Source organism: Pseudomonas bubulae (assembly GCF_037023725.1).
Classification (GTDB): Bacteria; Pseudomonadota; Gammaproteobacteria; order Pseudomonadales; family Pseudomonadaceae; genus Aquipseudomonas; species Aquipseudomonas bubulae.
The window spans coordinates 3,350,281-3,369,708 of record NZ_CP146077.1 but is presented as its reverse complement, the minus strand read 5'-3'; the positions used below and the strand labels follow the sequence as shown (position 1 = coordinate 3,369,708).

Below are 19,428 nucleotides of genomic sequence, written 5' to 3'. Positions count from 1 at the left end.
AAATTTTGGTGCATTGATCAGTGTGTTGAAATCGTTGGGTGCGGTGGCTGTGCTCAAGGTGTGCTCTCAGAACAGTGATGTATGTGCCGAGGCTATCAATCGCTTGTTGTAGGATGATTTTTTGTAGGCGCTAGCGCGAAGGCACGATTTCAATGATGGTGCACGCTATCGCTGAGGTCTTTGAACATTGTGGAACATACAGACAGTGCTATCCAGCAAGTAATTTCCTAGCCCGGAGGTCGATATGGGATACCTCAGCCTAAATGTAGTGGTCAACTAATCCCGGACACGAGGTTAAGTTTTTTCTCGGCCTGAGCGGGCGCCAGCCCGCCATTGAATTGACGATGGGTATCCAGTTGTAGCGATGCATCAAATAATGGCTGATGTCTCGTTGCGCCTGCTGAACCGACATGGTCACCATGGCGAACGCGACATGGTTGTTGACTGACGCTGACATAGCGTCCACTCGCTTTATCACCTTCTCTTACCGACTGGTCGATTGAATCGCCCCGATTTATCTAGACACCCGCAAGCTAATTCCGGCCATAAGCAGCCTCTCTAAGGTGTCTAGCGAATCCGGGGTGATCAATTACCGTCTTCGGCGATTGGAACACGACAGTCTGGTCTGGAGAGTTGCTAGCGAGTGATCGCGTTGCGAATAACACGGCTGTTTGGTAAATCCAGCTAGGTTCAGAGCCGCAAATCACTAGAAAGTCCCCGCCGAAGCTTTCCAAACCGCAGCACCTGGGACTATTTGAGGGATGCGATGTGCCTCTGTAGTAAATCCGCCTATGCAGCAAACACCTCTCAGGCAGCAGAGCACGCTCGATAGGCTTTGCGGATCCGTCGGATGTGCTCGTGGCGTGACTGCATGCGGGGCTGGAGCCGCTGCGCCCGTGTAACGAGGCATTGGGCTTTAGCCCGTCACAGTGAGCGAAGCGTACGACTTGAACAGCTAGTTAGGAGCCATTTGGTGTGGAGTGTAAGAATTTACCGCCTTTAGCTTCAACTGCCGAACGAACTGCCCCGGCGTCTGAGTTCGAGCCGACAAATGCAAGTTGTAGTTTAGGAAGCATGTATGATGTGTTACTTAAAGCTGCAATAGCTGAGTTGGCTGCAAAAGAACTATTAGTTCCTGAGATGGCGACACGAACATCAGTTTTGCTTGCAGGGGCAATTATTTGGTGGATGCTTGAAACAATTGGAGAGTTTAAACCTGCACTTCCGATAAGAGCGGATGCCATAGCTCCGGATATGCCGTTATTCGCTGCGGGAACCCAAACTAAATTGAATTCTTGTTGCTCAAATAAAATTGCCGCAGATTGTGCGGCTTGCTGTGGTGATTGGCTCCCAGTTGTAGCGCATCCTGTCAATGCAAATAACAAAATTGTGAATGCTGCGATAAGTTTCATAATTGCTCCTTATTTTTTATTAGGCGACATTCCTGTCGCAGAATAGCTGAGTGTATGTCGTATAACTTTTCATCGCCATACATAATCTTTTGATCAGCCTAAAAGATGATTTTTTAAGCGCGACAGTACTACGTACGAGCGCGACAGTGATGGGTGCATCATTACTGATGCACCACTGTCTGCTTTTGGCCCGGCCTACACGTTGCGGCAAGCCTTAACTGTCGCCTTACTCCTAATTTGTGCGGCAGCGGTTCTGCCGCTGGATTTGCTGCCTGTGACTTGTCGCATAAATCTGTCGCACGTCATAAACAACCTGCGACAACAAATGCGACAGGTGCTTCATGGAACATGCAGGGCAGCAGATTGGTTACGCTAGGGTTTCGACGCAGGTCAGTATCTGGAGCAGCAACGGATTTCCCTAGGGCAAAATGGTTGTCAGCGAATCCTTGAAGAAAAGGTCAGTGGGGCTAAGCAAGACTGTCCTGAACTGAGACGCTGCTCGATCATTTGCGACCAGGTGATGTATTGACCGTGACGCGGTTGGATCGATTGGCCAGGTCAACAACCGACCTGCTCCACATTTCAGAACGACTCAAAAATTTAGGTGTAGGCCTGCGTTCACTTGCTGAGCCTTGGGCCGACACCACCTCTCCAGCTGGGCGCATGGTTTAACGATATCCGCCGGGATTGCTGACTTTTAGCGCTCTATCATTGGCGAGCGAACCAGTGCTGGCCGAGCTGCTGCGAAAGCCAAAGGCGTTCGATTTGGGCCAAAGCCTGTTTTGACTTCTGAGTAGATAACCCAAGCACGTAGGTTGATTAATGAGGGTAAATCAGTGGCCGAGGTTGCACGTCTTTTGGGTGTGCATCGAGCCACGCTATACCGTGCGTTGCCTAAATAGATTGAACGCAGCTTATGTCCAAAGGCCCCCAAACTTGATAAGAGTCTGGGGCCTTTTTTTGTGGGCACGGAAACCACAGCCCCCTACACTGGTACGCCACCCCCATGGCTACTGGCTTTACGAGCAGTCGGTCACTGACTCGGACAAGGAAACCGTGCATGCCTCTTGTGCAAGGGCGACTAAAACGCTGCATGAAAGACCTACGGGCGGCCCACCCAGCCGAAGGATTGTTAACGACGGCCGTGTTTCGCGCCCTCAACTTTGAAAAGATCGCGCCGCATGACCGAGATGTGCAGCGGCAGATGATTTACCGCTTAGGAAAACAACTGGCCGACCATGGTGGCGCCGGTCTAACCGGCTGGGGTACTTGCTTACGGCAGCTAGTCAAAGACGATCGCTTGAGTGAAAAACAGGCGGCCAAATTCATACAACAGGCCGAAGAGATTGTGCAGTGAGTGTTCTTTATCTACAGGCATCAATCACCTTGCCAGGATCCTTAGGCAGGACACTCGAACTCCCGCCAGAGCAGAACTCGCCCCAAAGCATCAGCCGCACGTCCCAGGTTTGTATAGCATGACTCAGCGGCATGGCGAGCATGTTCAGTAAGACTGCCGAGCAGGCTATTCAAGTGCTGATTCGTTTCAACGAAGACATGAATTAAGTTGCCGCAAAGGGGATGGCATTTAGCCAGAGTTCGGTGGCGATGTAACAGCCTCACAACTGCGCTAATTCGCCGTAGAGAGAATGTAGCTAGTAAGAGGCCTGCGAGCACATCTTGCGAGTATGCTTGAACGTGTTTTGGGATGCCCATTCAAATGTAACGTCTGGACATTTCCGTACCTTATGCATGATCGATCATTGATGCTTTTCTTCGTCTCTGAGTTCACTGCTCATGACATCGCAATTTTCTGACCACGATGTCAGCCATTGCGGCATCGCTGGCGACTTTTCGGGCAATCCCAAGTCTCGAACAAACTCGCCTGGTGGAATAATCCCTTTTGCTGAGCGAAATAGACCCCGCATCACTACAACTCCGATCACCCTGCCTTTGCTCACAAACCGATGTTCCATAAAGCTCCATTTGTCGTCCCAGCCCAGCATCTTGGTGTGTACTTCAAACGCTTCAAAGAGCCTGAGCTCACGACGAAATTTACCCCAGGTGTCACCAACGATTGGTAGCGCTTTTGCTCTAATCGCCACTCGATATGCGCCACTGCGCAGAACGAAATCCATGCGTCCGACATCAGCTAGCGTGAAATATCGGCCATTGGTGACGTGTCGATTGAAATCGAGATCCAGTGGCCATACGCGCATTCGGATGACGGTTGACTCCAGTCCTTGTGCCGGGTTGCGCCAAGGTCGCCGCAGTAGCATGAGGAGAAGTCGAAACCAGAGATTCATAATGACGCCGATAGTTGAGTGTTCGGTGCACTCTAAAGACTTAGGCTTGGGCTAGGTAGGACTGTAAATGACTTAATCTGCATGAAAAGTAAATTATGATCACTAATGCTGCGTCTTAGTGCTTCTATGGGAGCTATATGTTGTCTAGGCTCTAGGATGTTACGACATAGCCGTCCATCCAAATCACGAACTCCTTAATCCAATTTGGAAATGGGCGATAGAATGTTAGTCAATCACGCCGTCTGAGGCGAACCTGTGCTCATTTCAGAAGTATTTGAGCCAACCTGTATCACGACAATCAGCCTTCAGTGCTGCGAACTGACGTACAGGTATCCGGACATGAAACAGAAACGGTTCATTGCTCGTCATTGCGTCCTGATAGTCGCCAAAGGCTGCCAGACCCTATTCGAGGAAGTAATCCCAGAGGCCAGAGGGCCTGAGCTTCAGCATGGTTAACCGGATAGTTGAACGTGTTGAGAGTGCCATAGTGGCTTGTGAATAACTTGAGCACCAATGACAGGGCATCTTCAGTGATTGCGTCAGGTGCGAAGCGCGCGGGTTACGGGTGCCTTACGCCCTTAGATAGCGCCTTTCGGTTTTCAGCATCAAAGTTCCAAGCGCCTCCTACAGGGCTCCCGCCGCCGTTAAGTAATGGCTGGCTTTCTCATCACATCCACCATTAGCACCGTATAGCTTTCGTCATTCAAGCTCTGCAGTGAGGCGAGCTCGAACGACAGCTGATCACCCAAGATCAGGCACAGGCAGTTAGCATTTTTTCATCAACACCTCCGACAGGCGACGTTTGGCTGCCTGGAGTTTGTTTAGCATCTGCTACTACAAAAGCGCAGCGTCCAAGCCTGTGATCCACGTTCCATCGTCAACCCTAGCGTGCAGTGATGACTCGATTTGCATGAGAGCTAACCTCAGAGATTTTGCGTCGAAGGCGTCACTGATTTCAAAAAATAGAAGACGATCTTGTGTTGCCCGCGCACTTAGGAGCTTGCTCCTCGTGCACAGAGTATGCGCTCACCCTCAAAATAAAGGGGGTAGTCGCTATCTCTAATTCTTGTACAGCGATATTCATTTTGTATAAGTTATTTTACAATAAATTCTCAAAGCTCAAAGCTCAAAGCTGGGAGCGGCCCCAACTTTCACCCCGAAATCAGTTTTTTCGCGGTGCCTTATGGCGGATCTGAGGTTGTCTTTCGGGCTTCGACGGAGTACGCCAAGTCAAGATAGCTTAGCAACCTGACAGTGTCATTCCGTTCCGTACAGCTTTCGCTCGTCTCATGGCTCAAAGTGCAACTGACCATGCCGATAGAATCATTAACACTCAACAGGTGGTTTCGCATGTTCAATAAGAAAATCAAGAATCAGCTGCAGGCTCAAACAGCGGAGCTGTCGGAGCTGCGTCAACTACGCGACGGCTTAAATCGAGAAATGCTTACGCTGATTATTGATTCTGCTTTCGAAATTACCGCATGCAATGAAAGTTTTGCGCATGCTTTGGGCTACACCCAGAATCAGCTTCTAGGTCGTGCCATGGCTGATATCGTTCCGAAATACGTATCCAAGCTTCCGTGTTTTCATAACTTTCGCGCAGCAGTAGCCGCAGGTAATTCCATCTCAGACGAATACAGGTACCTGCATGCTGACGGTTCGTTGGTGTGGCTGCATGCACATTGGCAGCCCATAGTTGATTGCGCTGGCAGGTTGAGTCATATCACCTGCCATGCGACGAACATTACCTCTCGAGTGGAAAAAGCATCCGAAAACGCGTCCTTCATTGATGCACTACTTCGCTCGACGGCGGTGATCGAGTTCGATCTCACGGGGCATGTGCTCATGGCTAATGACCAATTTTTAAAAGCGATGGGCTACAGCTTGGGCCAAGCTAAAGGCAGTCACCATCGTATTTTCTGTAAGCCAGAGGCAGCTTCATCCCAGAAATACAAGGATTTTTGGTCAACCTTGAACAAGGGTGAGTTTGTCGCAGGCCGATTTGAACGAATTGACAGTCGTGGTCAAACTGTATGGCTGGAAGCTACGTACAACCCGGTTTATGACACTGAAGGAGCACTTTGCAAAGTGGTTAAGTTTGCGACCGTTGTCACCGACCAAGTTACCCACGAACAAGAGGTCAGTAAGGCAGCCCAAACTGCATTTGAAATCTCGCAGCAGACTGATGTCACTGCTCAGCGTGGAGCAGTCGTAGTTAAGGATACTATGCACACCATGCGCAAAGTCGCGGTCGATATGCAGGTCGCCTCCGCTGGCGTCGAAGCGCTAGGAAAGCAGTCAGTGTTGATCAGCTCGATCATCCAAACTATCAGCGGCATCGCCCAACAAACCAACTTGTTGGCATTGAATGCTGCAATTGAAGCTGCCCGCGCAGGTGAGCAGGGTCGAGGCTTTGCTGTCGTCGCTGACGAAGTCCGGAAATTGGCAGGGCACACCAGTACCGCTACGGAAGAAATTGCGTCTGTCGTCTTGCAAAATCAGAAACTGGTCGATGAGACCATGGGTGAGATGGCAAATAGCAAGTCCCAAGCGGAGCAGGGCCTCGAATTAGCTACCCAGGCAGGCGAGGTAATTGTAGAAATTCAGGATGGTGCCATGAGGGTGGTCGACGCCGTAGGAAAATTCGCAAATCAGATCGCTTAGGAAGTATGTCACGCCGGAATGCGAAGCGTCCTAGCCGCCAGATGGGGGCTACCCTCATCTTTTCCAGTGTTGAGTTATGCAAATTTAAACTATTGCAGGCGGTTTCATGCGAGCAGCAGTTTTAATCCAAAAATCAGAAAAAACGCTGCGAATATATTCTAGAAATCTACCTGCGAGGTGGCGCCTAAAGGATTATTAGATATGGCCATACAATCGCGCCTCACACCGCTTTCTGAAGATCAGATGGACGAATCACAAAGAGCCGTCATTAGAGAAATTCTTATCGGCCCACGAGGCAAGCTTGATGGCCCGTTTTGAGCATGGATTCAAAGTCCCGAGCTTGCCAGCCATGCCCAAAGGCTTGGTGCGTTTTGCAGATACGGTACTCGCTTAGAGCTTCGATTAACCGAGCTGGCTATTCTGGTCACTGCATCTTGGTGGAAGTCCCAGGCAGAGTGGCAAATTCACGAGCCCATTGCCCGCAGCGCGGGTGTAACAGGTAGCATCATATAGCCTCTCAAACAGCAGGTTTTACCCGAGTTTCAGCATAATGACGAACGTATTGTCTATCGTCTTGGGAAGGCACTCTATGAGTATCTTCGTGTCGATGATGTTCTATACGCCGACGCAGACCAAGCTTCAATTCAGGTGCTATCACGCTTCGGGCGATTCACGTTGCGATTGAGCCAATTGAGTTTTTAACCTTGCAACCTCCGCTTCTAGCTCATGCACGCGCTTGCTAGCCTCAAATTCGACGCTAACGTCCTTCTGGATACCGATGTAATAGGTAAGTTGATCTTCCTCGTTGAATACTGGGGTGATAGATAGCTCATTCCAAAAAATACTGCCGTCCTTACGATAGTTGCGAATGACTTGCCGGCAGGGCTGATGCATCTTTATCGCCTCGCGGATAACGGCCAAGCCCGCTTGGTCTCGGTCATCACCCTGCAGGAAGCGGCAGTCTTGATACAGGATGTCGTCAACGTCATAACCCGTCAGGCGCTGGAAGGCGGGGTTAGCGTAGATCAGGATGTTCTCATCGCCTTCCTGTTCAGCAATAACGATGCCATCATTAGATGTCTCAATCATTAGTGTCAGTAGTTTTGCGTCGATCACCTTCAGTCTCCATTGAGAGTTTAAAATTTTATAATAGCTGGCGGATCTAACTTTTTGAGGTACCAATGCAATATTTTTATCGCTGCGGAATCAATTTCTAAATCATTTCTGATTACTTCTCTAAATCGATCCAGTGTGCCAAACTAAATGCCGTCAAGGTTACTCCGCCGAACGGTCAAGGTAATTGCACTCTCTTGCAAATGCCTCGCTTGCAAGCAGGTTGATAGTGTCAGTAAAATCAGGGCCATAGGCTCAATTTCGTTGCTGCCTTGCACGCGATAAACATGAGCCTTCAGCAAAACTAGATTCGTACCGATAACTCAGTGAAATCTCGAAAAAATGTAGCTTCACACTCGCTTGAAATTGGAGGATCAGCCATGACCCGTAATATCGTACGCACTGCGGTCGTGTCAGTCGGCTGCACAGAGTGCCAAAATATAGATGGGTTGGGGTTCGATTTCATAATGGCTTTCCAGCCAATCGTTAACGTAAGAACGCGCACAACCTTTGCCTATGAAGCCCTTGTACGCGGGGTGAACGGTGAGTCGGCGGCAAGCATCTTGGATCAGGTTAATGATGAAAACCGATACCGCTTTGACCAAGCATGTCGAGTCAAGGCTATCGAGAGAGCGACGCAATTAGGTTTGCTGAGCATTCCAGAATGTAAGCTAAGCATCAATTTTTTGCCAAATGCCGTGTATCGAGCCGAGACCTGCATTCGAGCAACTCTAGAGGCCGCCAGGCTATTTGGATTTCCTCCAGAAAGACTCATGTTCGAAGTGACCGAAGGTGAGCGTGTCGATGATCCTATTCATCTAAAGGGAATTTTCGAAGAGTACGAACGTCAAGGGTTTACTACCTCAATCGACGATTTCGGCTCGGGTTACTCGGGTCTAAATTTATTGGCTATGTTTCAGCCGCACGTACTGAAAATTGATATGGCGCTTACTAGAAATATCGATAAAGATCCGGTTAGAACTGCAATAGTTGAAGGTGTGGTGTTAGTCGCAAAACGTTTAAATATAATGATCGTGGCCGAAGGTGTTGAGACCTGTGAGGAGAGTGATACACTGCTCGGTTTAGGGGTAGATCTTATGCAGGGATACTTATTTGCAAGACCTGATACGTCCAGACTGGCACTTGCGATTTTTTCCTAATGCAGGTTTTTCCCAATTTCTCGATATTTAAACCGATTAGGATATAAATTAAATAGAGGTGTTATGATATGCTTTAATTATATGGTGAAAAAACGCAGATGACCTGAAGCTAAAATATAGTTTCTGGTGTCGGACATACCAAAATTCGAGATTTATTTTCGTCTCAAATTAAATCCTGGTTGCGCTGAATTTTTTAGTCTTTTCTACTCGTGTATCTTTCTGTTCGCGAGTTTCAGTGCTGATTAAATGTTGTTTTTGTACTTATCGTAGCTAAGCCCAATTAGGCTTTAATACTCGCCTGATCTAGCGCTTGCCTCACTCTTTCACCAAACGCCTCGCCACCAGTTTTAACGCAATAGACGCATATTATTGCGAACTCATCTCTAAAAGCTTGAACCTGGAAATACTTGGCCTTATGTGGCAAGTTGTCACTTTCAACTCCATCATGCAAAATGAGGGGAGCTATGCTCCTGAGCCTACGTCTTGGCCAGTACCACTATGCTACGCCTACTAGAGTATCTAGAGTCCATGGTTACCGATTTTTTTTCAAAAAACGGCGATCATGATCGGCGGTCGGAAGATGGATGGAGTCATATCTTCCGAAAAGCCTGTAACGATTCAGGGCAATTTTGTCATACATCCAATCCCGCATTGCTGCCGGCATGACTCGAGCAGCTTTTAGCCAGCGCCATGGTGCATCCAGGCGACTCAAAATCTCGAACATCGCCTCAGAACGTATGGACACCTTGTTGTTGGAGATAAGAACAATGGTGTTGAATTCGTCCAGAGGTAGCCCGGCCCACCTCAACAGCTCTTGGCCTTCCGGCGACTGAACCGCAGCGAGCTGAATTCGATAAGCATGGTCATAGTGGATAATCAATCGCGCCCATCCGTTACAGAGCTTGCAGGTGCCGTCGAATAGCAGTGCTGTGTCGCCCGATTGTAGGAACGGGGCAGGGGATTCGGTTTCCATAGTCATCTGGGCTGCTGTCTCATTTAAAGCTTCCTGCTTTCCCGTAGCCCGCCAATTTAGCTGCGGATTCTGACTCAAAGGTTATCTGGTTTCTCGAGGATACCTTGTCGTGGATTGGGCAACCTTCAGGAAGATAGTAAGCATGGCTTTTACTATTGCCGATGATGTCACTGGCTGAAGTCAGGCGAGATATTGTTGTTGGTTTTTTCGCTTGCGCCGACTTCGCCGGATGGGTGCTTACCACTCCGTAGCCCACTGTCTTATAGTCTTGAGTCCAGCTGCGGTCTTTAGTCAAGAAGTGGTTGGCATGCCCCCTGATCGCGGTTATGTGTTTGTTTCGCTCCTGTTCCTAAGGCGTCACTGGAATCCCACGCAGTATTGTGCAGTATCTTAATTGGCCAATCGATGGCTTGATGTCGCATAGGGTGTAATCGTCAGGTGCTTACTCTCATTGTCTAATGATGCCTGAAGAAAAATAATCATAAGAAGAGTGAAGCTAAGGCAAAAAACAGAGGTGTGGGTTTAGAAGCCCAGACGAGCCTGCCATATCGACGCTGCGTAAATAGTAAATCGCCATTTGGAACGGGGTTAAAGGCTTGGCTTATCTAGATTGGGTTCAATGGCCTGCGATGTTTGTGACGGTGCTTGCCGCCTGGCTTATCGGGTCTCAACGACCAGCAAGACGGATGACAGGATTTGTATGCTTTAGCCTGAGCAACATATTGTGGGTGACTTGGGGGGTATACGTAGAAGCCTATGCTCTTATCGTGCTGCAAGTTTGCCTTTTCATAATGAACCTTCGGGGATTCAAAAAGAACCTCGACGTACGCTAGGTTTAACCGTAAACATCAGGAGCTTTCATGTACTAAACCTTACCTCTGGCACCGGGCATCTGAGATGCCATGACCGATGGCGCGAAGGTGAATAGGCCTCTTTTAATTCGTCCAGCAAAGTGAACTGGCCCTTATCGATCCTGACTCGTGCCAGATAAAAATCGCCCTCCAGCGACAACTGCTCCAATTCGCGTACTTCCCCATTCGTGGCCCTTTCGGTCAGCGCCTGGAGATTCAAGGTTCACTCCCTGCCTACCAAGGAAGGCGTTCTCCGTTATAGGCAAACAAATTGCCGCTGTCAGCAGGCTCTAAGCGGTCAATCAGAGATAACAACTCATGGGCAGCAATGCTCGCCGGCCTGGCTGCTGAGGCACCACGAAATGGGTGTGACAGGCCCGAGATGACGGTGCCGGGATGAAGACTCAACAAGCGGATCTGAGGCCGCGTTCGTGCCAGTTCGATGGCCGCCGTTTTAATCAGCATGTTCAGTGCTGCCTTGGAGGCACGATAGGCGTACCAGCCGCCTAGGCGGTTATCGCCGATGCTACCCACCTTGGCAGAGAGCATCGCCATTGCGCCATGAGCGTCCAGCAACGGCAAGAAGTGACGCAAAACCAGAGCAGGCCCAAACGTGTTGATTTGAAATACCGACTGCAACGCGTCTGCTTCAATCGCGTAGTAACTTTTTTCAGGCTTTATTTCGTCGCGATGAAGCAGACCTGCGGCATGCACGATCAACTGATACGGTGCTTCTTCAGTCAATTCGGCTGCCGCTTTGGCGATACTGTCGGCATCCTCCAGGTCGAGGCAGGGAACACTGTTGCGCCCTAACTCACGAACATACGCACACCGTGGATCCTGATTGAGCAACTCACAAAACGCTGAGCCGAGCGCCCCACTGGCGCCTATTACGAGGGCACGATAGCCCTCACTAAGGGAGTTCATCGTCAAGGGACTGTTCATCTAGGCTCTCCTGCAGTCTGATGCGATTTGTTGGTGTTAACCCTGTCGCCCTATCAGTTGCAGGAACTCGTGACGCGTAGAGGAGGACTCGCGAAAGGCGCCCAGCATCACGGATGAGGTCATCACCGAATTTTGTTTCCCCACGCCCCGCATCATCATGCACATGTGCTTCGCTTCAATGACCACCGCCACGCCGGCGGCATCGGTGATGTGCTGAATGGCGTCGGCAATTTGTTTGGTCAGGTTTTCCTGGATCTGTAGGCGACGGGCGAACATATCCACCACTCGGGCCACCTTTGACAGGCCCAGTACCCTTCCGGTAGGGATGTACGCTACATGAGCCTTGCCGATGAAGGGCAGCATGTGATGCTCACACAATGAATACAGCTCGATGTCTCGCACTATGACCATTTCATCGTTTTGCGATTCGAACAATGCGCCATTGATCAATTCCTCAAGACTCATTGTGTAGCCATTGCACAGATACTGCATCGCCTTGGCTGCGCGCTTAGGGGTGTCCAGCAGTCCCTCACGCTCAGGGTTCTCGCCTACGCCGACAAGAATTTCACTGTAATGCTCGGCTAATGATGTGGTCATGTTGATTCCTCGCAGCCTTGCTGCGCTTTATGTGTCAGCCAATCCTTGGCAATAGGAGACTATCTGCTGCGCACGATCTGACGCAGATAACACAGGGTCGTCAGATCAGCTATGACCCATGCTCTTCGTCGGCGCATTACAAAGTGGATCTTTCTAGGTCTGCTTTGTTTTCAAAGTGGACTGCTCGTCTGACGCGAGTTTGGACGTCGGCACCGCGCAACGCTTATCGACACAGCGGCGGCCACTATCTGGATGAGGTAACCAAGCCAAATGGGGACGTAAGCGGCAGAAAAGGCGATAACCGAATTCAAGCAGCGGGCGGAATACACTCCACGTTAGTGGCGTTGCCCAAAAACCCAAGCCGGCGGCTCGCCAGCTCCACAGGGTGGCATCCAGGCCGGTTACCCATAGCCCATCAGCGAAACAGGCGTGCAGCGAGGACTGCATGTGCTCGAACGTGAATCCGAGAGCCTTGGCATCGAATGCACCGCTGCTGATGTCCACAAAAAACAGTCGATCCTTTGCGGCGCGCCCTTGCAAGAACTTGATCTCGCGCGCACACAGAGGGCATTCACCGTCAAAATACAGCGTCAGCGGCCAATTCACTTTCTTGTACATATGTAATGATCTTGTATAAGTTTTATGCAGGGTATGCTGAAAGAAGCGGACTGACAATGGGCACTATGTTGTTGCCGCGCGATGGACTCTCACGCCCAGTTTAGTAAGCGGATCGCCCGTCCATTCGTAAGCGCCCGGTGAACATACCTTCAGAATTCCAGAATTAAGGACGAAGGTGTCCGCCTAATTTTTAGCGGACGCGATCACCCTTATTGCGAGGATTACCATGCGCCAACGTAGCTCTTATTCCAAACCCTTTAAAACGCAGTTAGTGCATGCACGCAACTTCCTGGTCACCTGGAACGGCAAGCTGGTCTGCGATGACTTCGAAGGCTACAAGGCCGGCTTCGAAGGTGGCATCACCAAAATCGGCTGCATGGCCCATGCTCGCCGCAAGTTCTTCGACCTGCAGGTGGCGAACAAAAGCCAACTAGCCGAACAGTCGTTGCACTCAATCTGAGGCCTATACGAGGTTGAACGGAAGGCCAAATAGATGAACGATAAAGATCGCTGGCGATTACGCCAAGAAATGGCGATGTCCATCGCGGAGAAGTTGTATGAGTGGATGCTGGCTCAGCGCGAACTTGTGACCGAGGCCTCGGCCACGGCTCTGGATTAGAGCCTGAAACGCTGGGTAGCGCTGACGCGCTGCCTCGATAATGGTGCTGTGCCCATCGACAACAACCGGGTCGGAAATACGATCCGGCCTTGGGCCCTTGGCCGTTCGAATTGGCTCTTCGCCGGATCACTGCGTAGCGGTAAACGAGCGGCGGCAATTATGAGCTTGATTCAATCGGCACGCATGAACGGGCATGATCCGTTCGCGTATCTCAAGGATGTACTTACGCGGTTGCCGAAACAGAGGGCCAGTGCGATTGACCAATTACTACCGAATCAATGGGCACAGGGTTCCTAATACGCTGTGAGCTACATTCAGTCATCAGTCAGACGCTTCTGAGTCTAACGGTGTCGATGTAGGTATTTGCCATGCAGGTTTTTTGTCATCCTGACTGTCGAAAATACGCCGCGCCTTGCGGAAATCCTCAACGTTCTCGACAACCCAAGTCCAGATAGGGGACATGCGCATCAATAGCCCCATACCCAGCGGCGTCAGCCCATACTCGACACGTGGCGGAATCTCACCGAACTCCCGCCGAACCACTAGGCCATCCCGCTCCATGGAGCGTAGCGTTTTGGTTAACATCCGCTGAGTCACCCCAGTCATCTGCCTTTTTATTTCGGCATGGCGCATCGTGCCGTACACCCCTAGGGCATGCAGAATACCTAACGACCAACGGCTGCCTGCGTGAGCAAGCACTTCTCGTCTGACGCCATCATCGTCTTCTCTAAGCGTTCGGCAAATTGTTTCTGCCTGGCTGAGAGCCTCCTGATCGGTCATTTCTTTCTCTGGTATCACAGGTGTGCCTTCTTACGAATGTCGCCTAATCGTGCAAGCATTTGTTCATCTTACAGGCAACAGGTCTCAGGAGAAATCATGACCGAAGTGACCCAGTTTCCCCCCCAATCTATTCTCGTTCTAGGCGCCGGTGAGCTTGGGCTGCCGGTTCTGCGCAATCTTGCGCGAGTAGCAAAGCGCACGCCCGGTTCCACAATCAGTGTTCTGCTCAGGGATTCGACCATCAACACTCAAGTACACGAGAAAAAGGTCGAAATCGATGAGCTTCTGGGACTCGGCATCCAGATGGTAGCCGCAGACCTCGTGAATGACTCAATCGATCAGTTGGCTGAAGTATTCGCACGTTTCGATACCCTAATAGGCTGTGCAGGCATGGTTGCAGGCCGTGAAACCCCAATGAAGCTGGCTACCGCTGCTCTCAAATCTGGTGTGAAGCGCTACTTCCCTTGGCAGTTTGGTGTCGACTTCGAGGTAATCGGTAGGGGCAGTCCTCAGGATCTTTTCGATGCTCAGCTTGATGTTCGCGAATTGCTTCGTGCCCAGGATAAAACTGAATGGGTAATCATCTCGACGGGTATGTTCACCAGCTTTCTGTTCGAGCCAGTATTCGAGGTGGTTGACTTCGAAAACGATACCGTGAACGCGCTAGGCAGTCTTGAGACCAGCGTGACGCTCACGACTCCAGACGACATTGGTGCGTTGACAGCGGAAATTGTTTTCTTCGAACCTCGCATCCGCGATCAGATTGTGTATCTCTCGGGAGACACAGTAACGTACGGAGAGGTTGCGAGCCTCCTCGAACGTGTACTGGGCCGCCCGTTCAAACGTAACGTGTGGACTGTTCCGTACTTGCTCCAAAAATTGGAGAAAGACCCAACGCATCACATCAAAAAGTACCGTGCTGTGTTCGCTCAGGGCAGAGGTGTGGCCTGGCCTAAAGCAGGCACTTTCAACGCGCTGCAGTCGATTCAAGTCACGACCGCTGAGGAGTGGGCACGTGCAAATCTGCCAACCTCATCAGCACAAGGGCAGTAGATGAACGAACGTTAGCGCTGGGAGTTGACCTGCTAAAAAGCTCCTCAGTCTGATAATGGGTGCTGATGACCGAAGCTAAGGCGCGGAGTACGGGTCTGGTAATCCAAGACGACCGAATCTTTATCTCATCCGCACCATCTGCCAAGGTCTGAAGCGTCCTACTTCACTATCTATTGAATCGCCCCGGGTTCCCGAGACGCGTATTCGGCTATGCCGATGTGCTTCTGTACCGTAATAGTTAATGAAATTGGCGTTACTCGCGCTTTATGCTGAAGAACTAACGGTGAGTCATGTCGTTAAAGAGTGCCTCAATAGGCTCCGGCTGGTGAGGATAATCACCCTGCGCATAGTCGATACCCATTTCGCGGATTAGCGCTAGCACCTCGGCACTGTCTACAAATTTCGCTACTGTCTTGGCTTTCGTCGCTTTGGCCACGGTCACAAAAAAACGCATCGCAGCGTCGTTAAGCGGATCGGTGAGTAGGTCGCGCATGAACTGACCATCGACCTTTAACTCGTCGATGCGCAGTAACTTGAGGTGGCCGAATGAAGTAGCGCCAGCTCCGAAATTGTCTAGTGCGATACGGATACCCAATTTGCCTGCATGCCCTATGAAGTGTTTGACATCGGCCAAGTGATTGATGACGGTTGTTTCTTTAAATTGGATGCAGAGCAGCTTGCATATTGCCTCGCCTGCTTCCTCGAGGATCTGAAAGACCTCGTAATGTAAAGCTCGGTCACTCACTGATTGATCTGAAAAGCTCAAGGAGAGCATTTCTATATTATCCAGTGTCGGGAGTGCCTTTAGCAGTGTAATGGTGCGCCTGAGCACCCATTTGTCGATATTGCTAGCCAGGTTAAAGCGCTCGGCAGCCGCCAAGAGAGAGCAGGGCGTCATAATACTGCCGTCGTTTTCACGCATACGAATGAGCACTTCTGCAAGTAGCAACCGCGACTCACTACCCAAGGGAAAAATTCGCTGCGCGTAGAGAACGAGCTGGTTTTCAGCAAGCGCCTGCTCTATGCGTGTCACCCATTGCATATCGCCAGAATGTGCTTCCAGAACAGTGTCGCTATTAAACGAGACGTGGACGCGGTTGCGGCCTGCACTTTTGGCCGCATAGCAGGAGCTATCCGCTACCTGCATGATGGCCGAGATAGAATCCCAGCGTCCATCCACGGGTACCAGTCCTATACTTGTCCCGACTTGAAAGCTCTTGCCATCGTACAAGAAGCGAAAGTCAACCATTAGGTCGCACATCTGCTGCGCAATTTTCTGAGCGTGTTCTATCGTGCAATTTTCCAGCAACACGGCGAACTCATCGCCTCCCATCCTTGCAACAGTGTCTCCGCCGCGCACTGCATCGCTTAGTAAACGCGATACTCGCTGCAATAGTAAGTCTCCCGCCGCATGTCCACAGGCATCGTTAACCAGCTTGAATCTATCTAAGTCGATGAACATCAGGGCGTGTTCACTATCGCTGTCTTTGCATTCTGAAAGCGCATGCTCCAGCCGAACTTCAAACTCAAGCCGGTTCACCAATCCGGTCAGCGCATCATGTGTGGCTCGATAATTTATCTCACTACTAAGCCGGCGCTGCTCGGTCACGTCATGGAAGACCAGAACCGTCCCCAGCAGCTCTCCCAACTCGTTGCGGATGGGCGAAGCAGAATCCTCAATACCGAACTCATCACCGCTACGAGATACCAGTACAGTGTTGTACCTGAGTCCTGTCACCTTATCTTGCTGCAAACAGATACTGACCGGGCTCTCTGCAGGTAGACGTGTATCCTCTTTGATGATGTTAAAGACTTGCTCAAGTAGCCGACCACGAGCTTGAACGGCAGTCCAGCCGGTCAGACGCTCGGCGACAGGATTCAGCCAGGTAACCAAAGCATCTTTGTCGGTAGTGATCACTGCGTCGCCAATGGATTGCAAGGTGACTCGCATCAGCTCATGCTGCTGTGCAACTTGTATCGCTAGATAGTGGCTTTCTGTGATGTCCTGGATTGCGCCAGCCAACCTCGTGGGGCGACTATTGACGAGCTCCACTGCGCCCACTGTTCTGATCCATCGGTGCTCGCCGTCACTGCGCATGATTTGTAACTCAAGGTCAAAGCCGCCCCCTCCGGCTATGGCGATGTTGACTGCCTGCTGGATACGCGCTCTAGAGTCTAGCAAGTAATAGGATATGCCTTCTTCTAATGTGGGCTGATGACCTGATGGCAATCCATGGATGTGACAGACTTGGTCTGACCACTTCACATCTCCCGTTACCAAATCAACTTCCCAACCACCCACACCAGCGAGTGCGCCGGTACGGGCAAGAAAGCTTTCAGAGCGACGTAGTAGATCTTCGGATTGCTTTCGCTCAGTAATGTCCTGACTTGTGCCGCGTAGCGCAACCATCGACCCAGTGTTATCGATTATAGGCTCTGCTCGTGCATCCAAAATGCGCTTTTCACCACCGGGTCTGACGATCTCAACTTCGATTCTGAAAGACTGTTGGGACTTCTTAGCATGCGTAATAGCTTCTTGCAGCCGGGCGTAGCTTTCAGGCTGATACAGATGAGATAGCTCTTTAGTGCCGGGAGGCTTAGCTGTCGGTGAGAAACCCATGATGCGGTAGAGTTCGGGTGACCATGTTGTAGTATCTGTAGCGATTTCCCACTCCCAGCTTCCTATCTGACCCAAACGCTGTGCCTGCCGCATTGAGGCAGTAGCCTCGTGAAGCGCCAACTGGGAGTTTTTCAGCGACGTGACATCTGTGACCTCAACGAGAAACCCCCTAACGTCACCGTCGACGATGTCAGGAATATAGTTCGCGATGCTGTGGCGAGAAATACCACTTGGCCCCGGAATCTCACGCTCGAAATTTTGCGGCACACCTGATAGAACGGCTTCAATATGTGGTTTGTTGCGTTCGAAAAGCTCTGCCCCCAGCAAGTCCCAGATAGGTTTCCCTATAAGCTCTGAGGGATCTCTGCCGAACCAGGAACGGTAGGCTCGGTTGGCAAACCGGCAGGTCAAATCCCTATTCCAGTAGGCCATCATGGATGGAGAGTTATCTGTAACTAAGCGCAAATCTGCTGCCACTTGGGCCAAGTCGCTCGCGATTCGATTACGTGCTGTGATGTCGCGCACAAACTTAGTCGATCCCAACAGGGTGCCGTCAACGTCGATCTCTTGCACAACGGTTACCGATACGTCTAGAAGCTTGCCATTCTGACGTTTGCGCACAGCTTCATAGGTGAAATGCCGCGTTTGCTCCCTACGCAGGATCCTGGTCGCCTTTTGTGCAAGATCTGCTTCTGGGATGAGTAGACTGAGGGACTGTCCAATCGCTTCCGCTGCTTCGTAGCCAAATAGGCGAGTGGCCGCTGGGTTCCAGCGTTCTATTTTGCCTGTTACCGACAATCCGATAACAGCATCGGCACTATGTTCAAGTACCGTGGCGGCTCTAGCATTCATCAAGGTGGACTGTTTGAGCTGCCGAGCTGCGGCGCGACCTTCAAGACTCTTGACCACTGCAACCGAAAGAGCCTTGAGTGTTTCGCGCTGCTCTGAAGTCAGCCACCGAGGTGTGCGATCAATAACGCATAGTGTACCGATCCGCTCGCCGGAGCTCAGTCGCAAAGGCGCTCCCGCGTAAAAACGAATATTTGGGTCTCCCGTCACCAAGGGGTTGTCTATAAAGCGTGGGTCGCTAAGGGTGTCGGGCACCTCAAACAGTTCGTCTCCCAGAACCGTGTGCGCGCAGAAGGCAATGTCTCGGTTTGTCTCCATGACATTGGGTAGCCCCACACGGGCTTTGAACCACTGCCTGCGCTCGTCGATCAAACTTATAAGTGAAATGGGTACGCGGCACACAACCGATGCGGCATGCACAATTGCTTCAAACTCCGCTTCAGCAGCCGTATCGAGCACCTCAAGTGCCTCCAGCGCAAGCAGAGTCTGATCCTCGTTTTGCCGGTAGGGTGCTCCGCGCATAGAACAATCCTTCTGAAGGTTGTGTTTCGAATCAAGCTGTCCGTGCAGTGCTGCTTGATAAACATCGGCCCATCAGGTTTTTAGTTAGTTGGGGTTCTTGGGCTCGCGAGCGTTGGAGCTACGCAGGTGTGTGGGCTAGGGTGATATGGTAGGCGTTTACCTAAAGAACCTTATGATCTGGATCCAGGTAAGGATAAATGCCTTGGTTATTAATAGCACAATGGGGACGGCGTCATCATCGATATAGCGTGATAGTGCCGCCCCGCGTCTGAAGCCTTAATCCAGAGCTATTCTGAACGTCGCGCCCTCGTGCACTATCTAGAGTGCAGTGTGCGTGATCGAACTCGGC

At 50.9% G+C, this 19,428-nt stretch carries 14 protein-coding genes and 8 pseudogenes; 8 read left to right on the top strand and 14 right to left on the bottom strand.

Translation table 11 applies throughout. From position 1 onward, the window contains the following. Nucleotides 1-272 precede the first annotated feature (272 nt). Both V6L81_RS15310 and V6L81_RS15305 read right to left on the bottom strand, forming a co-directional pair. Nucleotides 273-412, bottom strand: a pseudogene (locus V6L81_RS15310) (IS3 family transposase); the annotation flags it as partial. Between the two features lie 547 nt (nucleotides 413-959). Next, nucleotides 960-1,412: a hypothetical protein gene (locus tag V6L81_RS15305; RefSeq protein WP_148561553.1), complete on the bottom strand. Its 453-nt coding sequence runs from the start codon at nucleotides 1,410-1,412 to the stop codon at nucleotides 960-962. A gap of 341 nt (nucleotides 1,413-1,753) precedes the next feature. On the opposite strand from V6L81_RS15305, the pseudogene V6L81_RS15300 reads away from it, so the two are divergent. Then, a pseudogene (locus V6L81_RS15300) lies at nucleotides 1,754-2,314 on the top strand (recombinase family protein). A gap of 158 nt (nucleotides 2,315-2,472) precedes the next feature. Further along, complete coding sequence (locus V6L81_RS15295) at nucleotides 2,473-2,769, top strand: hypothetical protein (protein ID WP_046809906.1); 297 nt, start codon at nucleotides 2,473-2,475, stop codon at nucleotides 2,767-2,769. Between the two features lie 16 nt (nucleotides 2,770-2,785). Here V6L81_RS15295 and V6L81_RS15290 read toward each other — a convergent pair. The 4 genes and pseudogenes from V6L81_RS15290 to V6L81_RS24230 all read right to left on the bottom strand — a co-directional run. Further along, nucleotides 2,786-2,938, bottom strand: a pseudogene (locus V6L81_RS15290) (DUF2946 family protein); the annotation flags it as partial. A 231-nt stretch (nucleotides 2,939-3,169) separates the two neighbouring features. Then, on the bottom strand, nucleotides 3,170-3,715 hold the full coding sequence (locus V6L81_RS15285) for a thioesterase family protein (protein WP_046809907.1): 546 nt from the start codon (nucleotides 3,713-3,715) through the stop codon (nucleotides 3,170-3,172). Nucleotides 3,716-4,045: 330 nt separating this feature from the next. After that, nucleotides 4,046-4,379: pseudogene (locus tag V6L81_RS15280) on the bottom strand (cryptochrome/photolyase family protein); the annotation flags it as partial. Between the two features lie 176 nt (nucleotides 4,380-4,555). Next, nucleotides 4,556-4,779, bottom strand: a pseudogene (locus V6L81_RS24230) (DUF393 domain-containing protein); the annotation flags it as partial. A 247-nt stretch (nucleotides 4,780-5,026) separates the two neighbouring features. On the opposite strand from V6L81_RS24230, the pseudogene V6L81_RS24225 reads away from it, so the two are divergent. Both V6L81_RS24225 and V6L81_RS24220 read left to right on the top strand, forming a co-directional pair. Continuing rightward, nucleotides 5,027-5,842, top strand: a pseudogene (locus V6L81_RS24225) (PAS domain-containing protein); the annotation flags it as partial. 99 nt (nucleotides 5,843-5,941) lie between these two features. Then, complete coding sequence (locus tag V6L81_RS24220) at nucleotides 5,942-6,379, top strand: methyl-accepting chemotaxis protein (RefSeq protein ID WP_404824673.1); 438 nt, start codon at nucleotides 5,942-5,944, stop codon at nucleotides 6,377-6,379. Nucleotides 6,380-7,033: 654 nt separating this feature from the next. Here V6L81_RS24220 and V6L81_RS15270 read toward each other — a convergent pair. Beyond that, nucleotides 7,034-7,495, bottom strand: a complete 462-nt coding sequence (locus V6L81_RS15270; RefSeq protein WP_198823136.1) for a PAS domain-containing protein — start codon at nucleotides 7,493-7,495, stop codon at nucleotides 7,034-7,036. Nucleotides 7,496-7,872: 377 nt separating this feature from the next. Here V6L81_RS15270 and V6L81_RS15265 point away from each other — a divergent pair, with 377 nt between their 5' ends. Then, the gene (locus V6L81_RS15265) at nucleotides 7,873-8,652 is read left to right on the top strand and encodes an EAL domain-containing protein (RefSeq protein ID WP_046809910.1); all 780 of its coding nucleotides are present in this window, start codon (nucleotides 7,873-7,875) and stop codon (nucleotides 8,650-8,652) included. 532 nt (nucleotides 8,653-9,184) lie between these two features. On the opposite strand, the gene V6L81_RS15260 is transcribed toward V6L81_RS15265, so the two are convergent. Next, nucleotides 9,185-9,631, bottom strand: a complete 447-nt coding sequence (locus V6L81_RS15260; protein WP_198823137.1) for a thiol-disulfide oxidoreductase DCC family protein — start codon at nucleotides 9,629-9,631, stop codon at nucleotides 9,185-9,187. A 623-nt stretch (nucleotides 9,632-10,254) separates the two neighbouring features. Between V6L81_RS15260 and V6L81_RS15255 the strand changes: the two genes are divergently transcribed. Continuing rightward, a complete protein-coding gene (locus tag V6L81_RS15255; RefSeq protein ID WP_082113429.1) occupies nucleotides 10,255-10,458 on the top strand; it encodes a hypothetical protein in 204 nt (67 codons plus the stop codon). 69 nt (nucleotides 10,459-10,527) lie between these two features. Here V6L81_RS15255 and V6L81_RS15250 read toward each other — a convergent pair. From V6L81_RS15250 to V6L81_RS15235, 4 genes and pseudogenes are all read right to left on the bottom strand, one after another. After that, nucleotides 10,528-10,696: pseudogene (locus V6L81_RS15250) on the bottom strand (metal ABC transporter ATPase); the annotation flags it as partial. Between the two features lie 14 nt (nucleotides 10,697-10,710). Then, nucleotides 10,711-11,421: an SDR family NAD(P)-dependent oxidoreductase gene (locus V6L81_RS15245; RefSeq protein WP_198823138.1), complete on the bottom strand. Its 711-nt coding sequence runs from the start codon at nucleotides 11,419-11,421 to the stop codon at nucleotides 10,711-10,713. Nucleotides 11,422-11,457: 36 nt separating this feature from the next. Then, the gene (folE, locus tag V6L81_RS15240) at nucleotides 11,458-12,018 is read right to left on the bottom strand and encodes a GTP cyclohydrolase I FolE (protein ID WP_046809913.1); all 561 of its coding nucleotides are present in this window, start codon (nucleotides 12,016-12,018) and stop codon (nucleotides 11,458-11,460) included. A gap of 153 nt (nucleotides 12,019-12,171) precedes the next feature. Beyond that, nucleotides 12,172-12,636: a thiol-disulfide oxidoreductase DCC family protein gene (locus tag V6L81_RS15235; protein WP_046809914.1), complete on the bottom strand. Its 465-nt coding sequence runs from the start codon at nucleotides 12,634-12,636 to the stop codon at nucleotides 12,172-12,174. 274 nt (nucleotides 12,637-12,910) lie between these two features. On the opposite strand from V6L81_RS15235, the pseudogene tnpC reads away from it, so the two are divergent. Further along, nucleotides 12,911-13,552, top strand: a pseudogene (gene tnpC / locus V6L81_RS15230) (IS66 family transposase); the annotation flags it as partial. A 24-nt stretch (nucleotides 13,553-13,576) separates the two neighbouring features. Here tnpC and V6L81_RS15225 read toward each other — a convergent pair. Beyond that, entirely contained in the window at nucleotides 13,577-14,035 is a 459-nt protein-coding gene (locus V6L81_RS15225; RefSeq protein WP_046809916.1) for a helix-turn-helix domain-containing protein, read from the bottom strand. 96 nt (nucleotides 14,036-14,131) lie between these two features. On the opposite strand from V6L81_RS15225, the gene V6L81_RS15220 reads away from it, so the two are divergent. Further along, nucleotides 14,132-15,088, top strand: coding sequence for an aromatic alcohol reductase (locus tag V6L81_RS15220; RefSeq protein WP_198823140.1), 957 nt, complete (start codon nucleotides 14,132-14,134; stop codon nucleotides 15,086-15,088). Between the two features lie 277 nt (nucleotides 15,089-15,365). On the opposite strand, the gene V6L81_RS15215 is transcribed toward V6L81_RS15220, so the two are convergent. Then, nucleotides 15,366-19,079, bottom strand: a complete 3,714-nt coding sequence (locus V6L81_RS15215) for a PAS domain S-box protein (protein ID WP_198823141.1) — start codon at nucleotides 19,077-19,079, stop codon at nucleotides 15,366-15,368. Nucleotides 19,080-19,428 lie beyond the last annotated feature (349 nt).

Coding starts and splice junctions, on each gene's coding strand:
- V6L81_RS15305 (WP_148561553.1), bottom strand. CDS start 1,412: ATGAAACTTATCGCAGCATTCACAATTTTGTTATTTGCATTGACAGGA.
- V6L81_RS15295 (WP_046809906.1), top strand. CDS start 2,473: ATGCCTCTTGTGCAAGGGCGACTAAAACGCTGCATGAAAGACCTACGG.
- V6L81_RS15285 (WP_046809907.1), bottom strand. CDS start 3,715: ATGAATCTCTGGTTTCGACTTCTCCTCATGCTACTGCGGCGACCTTGG.
- V6L81_RS24220 (WP_404824673.1), top strand. CDS start 5,942: ATGCACACCATGCGCAAAGTCGCGGTCGATATGCAGGTCGCCTCCGCT.
- V6L81_RS15265 (WP_046809910.1), top strand. CDS start 7,873: ATGACCCGTAATATCGTACGCACTGCGGTCGTGTCAGTCGGCTGCACA.
- V6L81_RS15260 (WP_198823137.1), bottom strand. CDS start 9,631: ATGACTATGGAAACCGAATCCCCTGCCCCGTTCCTACAATCGGGCGAC.
- V6L81_RS15255 (WP_082113429.1), top strand. CDS start 10,255: ATGTTTGTGACGGTGCTTGCCGCCTGGCTTATCGGGTCTCAACGACCA.
- V6L81_RS15245 (WP_198823138.1), bottom strand. CDS start 11,421: ATGAACAGTCCCTTGACGATGAACTCCCTTAGTGAGGGCTATCGTGCC.
- folE (WP_046809913.1), bottom strand. CDS start 12,018: ATGACCACATCATTAGCCGAGCATTACAGTGAAATTCTTGTCGGCGTA.
- V6L81_RS15235 (WP_046809914.1), bottom strand. CDS start 12,636: ATGTACAAGAAAGTGAATTGGCCGCTGACGCTGTATTTTGACGGTGAA.
- V6L81_RS15225 (WP_046809916.1), bottom strand. CDS start 14,035: ATGACCGATCAGGAGGCTCTCAGCCAGGCAGAAACAATTTGCCGAACG.
- V6L81_RS15220 (WP_198823140.1), top strand. CDS start 14,132: ATGACCGAAGTGACCCAGTTTCCCCCCCAATCTATTCTCGTTCTAGGC.
- V6L81_RS15215 (WP_198823141.1), bottom strand. CDS start 19,079: ATGCGCGGAGCACCCTACCGGCAAAACGAGGATCAGACTCTGCTTGCG.